At 42.8% G+C, this 8,409-nt stretch carries 7 protein-coding genes (1 of these 7 cut by a window edge); 4 read left to right on the forward strand and 3 right to left on the reverse strand.

The genetic code is table 11. The features are described from left to right. Positions 1-71 precede the first annotated feature (71 nt). Together HYN59_RS01645 and HYN59_RS01650 are read left to right on the forward strand one after the other, a co-directional pair. Complete coding sequence (locus HYN59_RS01645; RefSeq protein ID WP_108776608.1) at positions 72-1,475, forward strand: DUF7948 domain-containing protein; 1,404 nt, start codon at positions 72-74, stop codon at positions 1,473-1,475. Then, positions 1,472-4,153 carry a T9SS type B sorting domain-containing protein gene (locus HYN59_RS01650; RefSeq protein WP_181369487.1) on the forward strand — a complete coding sequence of 894 codons (2,682 nt, stop codon included), beginning with the start codon at positions 1,472-1,474 and terminating at the stop codon, positions 4,151-4,153. Before HYN59_RS01645 ends, HYN59_RS01650 begins: the two co-directional genes overlap by 4 nt. Before the next feature lie 7 nt (positions 4,154-4,160). On the opposite strand, the gene HYN59_RS01655 is transcribed toward HYN59_RS01650, so the two are convergent. The 3 genes from HYN59_RS01655 to HYN59_RS01665 form a co-directional block, all read right to left on the reverse strand. Continuing rightward, entirely contained in the window at positions 4,161-4,607 is a 447-nt protein-coding gene (locus HYN59_RS01655) for a hypothetical protein (RefSeq protein WP_108776610.1), read from the reverse strand. 84 nt (positions 4,608-4,691) lie between these two features. Then, entirely contained in the window at positions 4,692-5,519 is an 828-nt protein-coding gene (locus tag HYN59_RS01660; RefSeq protein WP_108776611.1) for an alpha/beta fold hydrolase, read from the reverse strand. Between the two features lie 86 nt (positions 5,520-5,605). Continuing rightward, on the reverse strand, positions 5,606-6,685 hold the full coding sequence (locus tag HYN59_RS01665; RefSeq protein WP_146185842.1) for a hypothetical protein: 1,080 nt from the start codon (positions 6,683-6,685) through the stop codon (positions 5,606-5,608). Positions 6,686-6,807: 122 nt separating this feature from the next. Between HYN59_RS01665 and HYN59_RS01670 the strand changes: the two genes are divergently transcribed. Both HYN59_RS01670 and HYN59_RS01675 read left to right on the forward strand, forming a co-directional pair. Next, on the forward strand, positions 6,808-7,737 hold the full coding sequence (locus HYN59_RS01670; protein ID WP_108776613.1) for a helix-turn-helix domain-containing protein: 930 nt from the start codon (positions 6,808-6,810) through the stop codon (positions 7,735-7,737). A 120-nt stretch (positions 7,738-7,857) separates the two neighbouring features. Continuing rightward, positions 7,858-8,409, forward strand: partial view of an SDR family NAD(P)-dependent oxidoreductase gene (locus tag HYN59_RS01675; RefSeq protein WP_108776614.1) — the 5' portion only. 213 nt of this gene lie beyond the right edge of the window; 552 of the gene's 765 nt are visible here — the first part of the coding sequence; its start codon is at positions 7,858-7,860; its stop codon lies beyond the right edge, outside the window.

Raw genomic sequence — 8,409 nt, forward strand, 5'->3', positions numbered from 1 at the left:
CCGTTTTAAATTCATGGAGCTGCTTGCAGGATAGGACAGAAAAATTACCTTTGCTGCCTTATTAGTTCGCTATGAATAAAACTATTATATTATTTTTCTTATTTGCCATACATAACCTCTATTCACAGGAAAGCCTAAAAGACAATTCAGTTGGTTTCGTTGAGAATAAAGGCCAGATCATAAACCAAGATAATAAGATCAATAAAGAAGTATGCTATCTGCTGGCTACTCCCGGCCTTAACGTGCAGTTAAGAAAAACCGGCTTTTCTTATGATTTTTATGAGGCTAGTAAAAAATCTGCGGCTATTAAAAGTACCAATAAGAATTTTATAGGGGCAGATTACCCCGTTTTTGATGAAATAAGCAACTATAAAATCCACCGGGTTGATTTTGACTTCCAAAATATAAATCCAAATTCCAAAATTATAGCGCTTGGTAAATGTGAAGGGTACGACAATTTTTATAACCTGCCCTATAGTGGCGGTGTAACTAACGTTTTTAAATATAAGGAGATACTTTACAAAGACATCTACAAAAATATAGACCTGCATTTCTTTATTCCTGAAGACCGCAGCAAGCCTGTGGAATATAACTTTATAATACATGAAGGCGGAAATATTGATGATATTAAATTCAGGATTTCCGGGGCTAAAACACAACTGGACGGCAATTCCATAAAAATTAAATTACGTTTTGGCGAAATGAAGGAAACCATCCCATTAAGCTGGACAGAAGGAGATACACGTGAACCCATAAGCATAAACTACAGGAACATCAGTAAAAACAGCTATGGCCTTGCATTTGCCGGAGCAACGCCTGTCAGCAAAAAAATAATAATTGACCCTGTGCCAGTAAGGATTTGGGGGAGTTATTTTGGAGGTAATGAGACCGCTTTTCCATACAAAGCGACATCAGACCTTTCAAATAATTTTTATATTATTGGTTCTACTTCCAGCGCAACTAACATAGCGACATCAGGAGCACATCAATCAACAATGATTGGGGATTCAGATGGATATATTGTCAAATTTGACACTAACGGCCAACGGGTTTGGGGAACTTATTACCCTGTTATCCCGGCGGATATTGTTACTGATTCGCAACTTAACGTTATATTTTGCGGTGCTACAAATTCTTCTTCGAATAATATCACATCACCCGGTTCCTACCAAGAGGTAAAAAATCCCACCTACAGCGATATGTTCGCTGTAAAGCTCAATTCTTCAGGAATACGGGTTTGGGGGACTTTTTATGGTGGTATTGGAGGCGAAAGCTGCTATTCCCTTGATGTAGATGACAACAATGACGATATCTATTTAGGAGGCGGATCAGGCAGCCTTCAAAATGTCGCGAGCCCAGGCAGTTACCAGGAAGTATTCGGCGGTGATGCTGATGGGCTACTAGTCAAATTTTCTCCTGGTGGCCAAAGGATATGGGCAACCTATTTCGGGGGACACAAGCCGATGAGATTATGAGTACACAAGTGGCAGCTGACGGAAATGTATATATAGCAGGAACAGGAAGAAGTACTAATGGCATTTCAACTCCCGGCGCATATAAAGAAGTAACTGATGGTGATGGATTTATTGCAAAATTTGACAGTTCGGGCGCACGCATTTGGGGCACTTATATTGGCGGAGAAAATTATGATGCCATTTTTAGAGGAAAATTGGCAGGAAATAATTTTTGTGTTCAGGGCATAACTACCAGTCTAACTAATATTGGTACTCCCAATGCCTTTAATTCATCCTATCAGCAATCTTCTGACTTATCAAACTATTTCATAATCAATTTTGATGTATCTACACAGCAAGTGATTTGGGGCACATATTTTACAAGCCAGATAACCGACCTTTTCGTAACCCCTAACAATGAAGTTTATTTTTGTGGCGATACACACGCTACAACAGGAATCTCAACACCTGACTCGTATATGCCTGTTAAAGGGCCCTATATTAAATCATTTTTAATCAAGTTGAATAATATAGGCCAAAGAATATGGGGAACGTACTATGGCGGAAATATGGGCGAACAAATTTGTTTTTTGGCGGTAGATACATTGGGCGATATATATATGCATGGAATGTGTAATCAAAGTACAACCGGTATCGCGACCGAAAATGCTTTTCAATCCTCCATTCCCCCAGGAACGATGAGCACTTATATTGTTAAGTTCAGGGACTGCGCCTCTGCAAGTACCGTTTCATCAAATTCGCCTCTATGCATAGGGCAAAACATTGAACTTCATGCCCAGGGTGGCACCAATTATTTATGGACAGGCCCTAATGGCTTTACATCGACAGAGCAAAACCCGGTCATTCCTATGGCTGCAGCAGTAAATAACGGTACCTATTCCTGCTTCATATCGGGTACAGGGTGCGATGCAACAGTAACCACAGATATTGTTGTTGGAGATACCCTGGCTCCGGTACCATCGCTACCTGCCCTGCCTGCTATTTCCGGCGAATGCAGTGTAACTGTAGCCATAATACCTACTGCTATAGATAATTGCAGCGGTACAATAAATGCAGTTACAGCAGACCCGTTACAATACAACACTATCGGGACCTATACCCTACATTGGAATTATACCGACAATAATGGCAACACCGCGACCCAACAGCAAACGGTAACCGTAAATCCTGCTTCGGGGCCGGTTATCAATACTGAGGTTAGTTTTTCGCAATGCGAAGGCAGTACAACTATATTCGACCTTCCATCCGTTAACCCGCAGATCACTACATATCCGGGAGCCGTTTTTACATTCTATCTTTCCAATAGTGATGCATTGTCGCAAACAGGAGCTATTAATAACCCCCAATCTTTTTCAACAACATCCAGTCGCGATGTATATGCACTTGTCGTATTGCCAAACGGCTGCAAGGCTGTGGCAACGATACATCTTATAATAAACGCAAAACCTGTACTGAATAACGCTGTACTTGCAAAATGTTTTGGCGCCGGAACGGCAGAATTTGACCTGACTGAAGCACAAAATATAATTGATCCTTCAGGCATATTAACGTTGTCTTATTACGCATCACAAAACGACCTAACTACTAATAATGCCATTGCCAACAGTACGAACTTCGGGATAGCCGGTACTGTACAAACGATTTATGTAAAAGGAGTGAACAGCAATGGTTGTGCGAACACGGCAGAATTGCAGGTTACCGCTTCTAACATTTCCGAAATGCTGCTTCCGGACCATCTTGAATGTGCGGACCCGGATGGTAATGAGATCGCTTTCGACCTTTCAGAATACCAGGATGAGATATTAACTCTGCTGCCGACGGACACTTATGCATTTGAATATTACGGCAGTTACGATGATGCCTATAATGGCACCTCGAATAGCTTACCGGCTGAATATACATTTTCCTCAGGATCCCGGGAAATTTTCTTTAGGGTTATGGGTACTACAGGCTGCCCCTACATCATAAAATTAAACCTAAACATTATTGATCGCCCGGTCCTTAGTATGAACGCCGAATATACTTTTTGCCGGGGAAGCGATATTACCATAACAGCTGGCAGTACTTATGATAGCTACGAATGGTCAACAGGATCCTTAAGACCCGAAATCGTAGTTTCACAACCGGGGGACTATAGCCTTATGGTGGGAAAAGTAACAGGAGGCGTTACCTGCTATACAACAAAGCATTTTACTGTAACCGCATCAGATGAACCGCATATCGAAGATGTGATCATTCAGGATCTGACGGATAGTGATAATATGATCACTGTTTATCCTGATGAAGACACTTACGAATACTCTGTTGATGGCATTACTTATCAGCAGAGCAATATATTTACAGGCCTTCAAAGCGGAATGTACACTGTTTATGTGAGGGACACAGCAAGGTGCGGCATAGACAGCCGAAAAGTAACGCTGCTAATGTATCCTAAGTATTTCAGTCCAAATGCTGACGGTAAAAATGATTATTGGCACATAAAAAATTCCTTTTTCAGCGAAAAAATGACTGTTTTCATTTATGACAGATATGGAAAAGTGCTTGCTTCATTTAATCAACACACTCAAGGCTGGGACGGCACCTATAATGGAAGGCCAATGCCGGCTACAGATTATTGGTTCGTAATTGAGCGTGAAAATGGAACAGAATTTAAAGGGCATTTCTCATTACTCCGTTAACCCACAATTACTTATTTTTCTTTTTCATTAATGCCAGTATGCCGGCTGTCACCAATGCCCCGGCAAGGTAGTAGCCTACGGTAAGCGCTTTCGTTTTATTAGAATGTGCAACGGGCTCTTCGTCCAGCCCCAGTGGCTTTGGCAGTGTGACGGCCCCTACCCCGGCGGCAAGGCCATAGGCAATGGCGCGTGTAAAGAGATAATCTTTGTCGCCATTTCCTATCATGCCATAATACATGGTATTGCTAAGGATGTCGCCTGCAAGTGTTGCTGCATAGAGACTCTTTTTATCATCGATCTCAGCATCAAAATGCTGCAGTGTTTTTTGCAGCGCTTCTTCTCCAAGAAGGTCCACGCGCGGCATATCTTTACTTTTCCTTTTTAAGGATTCGTGAAGGATATTCAGGGCGATGGCGCCGCCAAGCCCTGCCAAAAGATTTTGTATTTTGCTCATGCTTTTATTTTTTAGTCGGAAATATAAAGTTCCGTTTAAAAACAGAGCAAGCGTGTTAGCAGTAGGTTAAATACGCTATAAAGTTTACTTAAGGAAATCCTCTATCATTGCTACTACTGCCTCCGGCATTTTGCTCTCCTTGTCCGGCATGCATATCTCGCCAATGTAATCGCCATGGCCGGACGGTACTATCATTAGCCTGGCATTGGGCAATAACTGTGATAATTTGAGCGCATGGGCATTTTGCACCACATCTTTGTCGCCATTAATAATAAGTGTTGGTGCAGTAATTGACTTCACGTCCACTTCGCTGATGTTCTTAAAATTGTTCATCCGTTCCACATCGCGGTTGAACATGGTGAGCAATCCTTTCGTATTTCCCGGATTGGCCTTCAGGTAAGCGTCTTTTAAAGGCTGCGGCATATCTTCGAACTTTGCATTTTTCATATAATCGAAAAATCCCGGAAACATCCCTTCACGGCTGTAGATGGCAGAAGCCAGGATAAGCTTATTGACTATCTCCGGGTGCCGGATGCCGATCTGTATTGCCGTAGTGCCTCCATTGCTGAAGCCCATGATGTCAGCTTTGGCAATAGAAAGCTTTTTGAGCAATGCCGCAACATCCTCGGCATCCTGTTCAAAACTCAATGGCTTATCACGGTCGGGCGTATGGCCGTGCGCCTGTAATTCGATGGCAATGACTTTGTGGGTTTGCGCCAATTGCGGAAGGACACGCCCGTAATTCGATTCAATAGTCGACCCGCCGCCATGAAGCAGCACGAGCGGGCTGCCGGAGCCATGTATCTCATAATATAGCTTAAAGCCGTTGATATCGGCATAATGCCCTTTGTTTTCCTGTGCCATTATAGTTGTCGTTATTGTGAAGATTAGTGCCGTCAGGAGGATGCGCATGATACGTTAGTTTAGTAGTGTAAAAATAGAATATAATACCAGGGGCCGCTTATGCGCCAATCGGGATGGGCAAATGCGCAATCAATCTATCTGCTGCTGACTTTTGAAAGTGCAAAATCTCCGTTATTATTTAATTTCCACTTGCGCAGGATGTCGATTGTTTCGCACGGCGAATCCAGCAGCCGCCGTTCGAGGCCTTTATCCTCAAGCACTACCTGATCGCCGATCCTAAAGCCATCAACGTAATATTTGCTGGAACTTTTGATGTAGACAATATGGATATTATTGTCGGCATCTGCACCAAAAATGATATCGTCGGAAAAAGGGTCATAACGCTCTTTTTCATTGCGAAGGTAAATGCATTTATTCTTCAGGTCGAATATCACATCCTCAAAATTCAGGAAAAAAGCATTGCCAATGATATTCATCCCGTTATTTGAAAAGCTATACACCACATTGTTCTTGAATATAATGTCGTTGTGCTTAACGACAGCAGAATCATGCCGGTTTAAGGTAGTTTGTGACACTCTAAATGCCACAAGATCAAAAAAGCTGTAAGAATCCGAAGCGCTGGGAAGCCCTTCGGCAGATTCGAGGGCGATTTGTCCGCTATAGCCGGTGTCAACAAGAAATTTTTCCCTGTGTCCGTTGACCTCTAAGAAGGTATAGTAATCATAGTCGAAGAAGCCGTGTTTCAATTCGAGCTTTATGTATTCATCGATATTTGCCGGAAGCAAATCAACGCTTGATAGAATTCCACGCTTATTATCGAAATGCAGCGTATAGTTTTTCATCGCACGCGATCCAAGAAGTAAATCAACAGGGATGCAGTTATCTTTGGCGAATTCTTCGTTGGCTAATATATTTGCATTGGTGCGTACATTTCCCAAGCCGGGTATATCTTCGCGGATCCTCCCCTTTTTAATAAATTTAAATCCGCCATTAGCATTCTGAATGAGCGATATACCACCGAACTTATGATCGAATTTACCTTTGTCAAAAAGGTTGGAATGTTCTGAACCGCTGTCAAATGAATACGTAATGCTTTTTACAGAGTCGCGGATCACATAATTATTAAAGCTGCTAATTTCAAATTTTACCTGCGAATAGTGCTTGGTTACAGTAAGCATTGCTGTAAGGAGAAGAAATCTGTTTAAAAATGTCATGTCGATTGGTTTTTGGGAAAACGGATCGTAGCTGTATTTATTATGGACTGTACATGCCTGAAAGTGTATATTAGCTCGCAAATTAATTATGCTTATATTTGAATTACGCAAAATGGACTAAAATGGAGACAGCATCATTACAGGATTTTTACAGGGAAATGGGGTTTGTTAAAGATAACGAACTGAGTACTATTTTGCCCGACGGTATCGATAAGGAAATAGGACATTTCAATGTTTTCGGTACAGCCGCAATCCGGAAAAAGGTAAAGCAGACCAAAGTGATGCCCTACAACAGGCGTACCTATTATAAGATCAGCCTGATCAACGGCCACAACCGGGCCGAATATGCCGACAAGGTAATCGACATCAAAAAGCATGGCCTGCTCTTTGCCTCCCCCAAGGTGCCTTACAATTACATTCCCGTAGACGACGATCAGGCCGGCAGCTTCTGTATTTTTACGCATGATTTCATGGCTTTGTCGCACAGCGGCATCAAGCTGGATGAATTGCCAATCTTCATGCCAGGTGGCTACCCGGTTTTCCAACTTACAGAAAGCCAGGCAAAGGAAGTCGGGCATATTTTCGAAAAGATGTTTGCCGAACTGGACTCGGATTATGCATTTAAATACGACCTTCTTCGCAATTATGTGCTGGAGCTGATCCATTACGGGCAAAAGCTGCAGCCCGATATAAACCTGTATACGTCACACAACGCTTCGGCACGCGTTACAGCGCTGTTTGTGGAGTTGCTGGAGCGGCAGTTTCCCGTTACATCCACAGGACAGCAGCTGGAACTGCGCACCCCAAAGGATTATGCCGACAAACTCGCCATACATGTAAACCACCTCAATAAGGTGCTGAGGGAAAATACCGGCCGTACGACTTCTGATTTTATCAGCAGCCGCATTGCCCGGGAAGCAAAGATCCTTTTAAAGCAAACCGACTGGAACGTATCGGAGATCGCACATTCGCTCGGCTTTGAAGAAGTAGCGCATTTTTCCAATTTCTTTAAAAAGCTTTCGGGTGTATCGCCACTGGCTTTCCGCTCCTGATAGTTTAACAAAGTTTCAACTACATGGCACCCGATTTGAATATTGCAAATTTTAGATTGAAATAGGTAAATGCTGCGATCCCGGATTGACCGAACTTTGCTGTATCAAAACTTTAATAATATGAATACGAAAAACAAAATCGCATTGGTAACCGGCGGCAGCCGCGGACTCGGCAGGAATATGGCCCTTAGCCTTGCCAAAAAAGGTATTGATGTAGTACTAACGTATAACAGCAACAAAGACGAAGCCGACAAGGTTGTTGCAGAGATACAGTCGCTGGGGCAAAAAGCGGCAGCTTTCCAACTCGATGCAGGAAATGTGTCTTCCTTCGATGGCTTCTTCAGAAATGTTACAGCACACCTTGAAGAGAAAGCCGGAAGTAAAAATTTCGACTTCCTGATTAATAATGCAGGTACTGCGTTATACGCTCCTTTCGCCGAGACAACAGAGGAGCAATTCGATACTGCATTAAACATTCATTATAAAGGGGTCTTTTTCCTAACTCAAAAAGCATTGCCATTCCTGAATGACGGAGGGCGTATCATCAATATCGCGTCAGGGTTGGCTCGCTTTTCATTTCCGGGGTCATCGGCCTACGGATCAATGAAAGGCGCGGTGGAAGTACTTACACGTTATCTGGCAAGGGAACTGGGATCACGAGGCATTGCAGCG

The organism is Flavobacterium album (genome assembly GCF_003096035.1).
GTDB lineage: Bacteria > Bacteroidota > Bacteroidia > Flavobacteriales > Flavobacteriaceae > Flavobacterium > Flavobacterium album.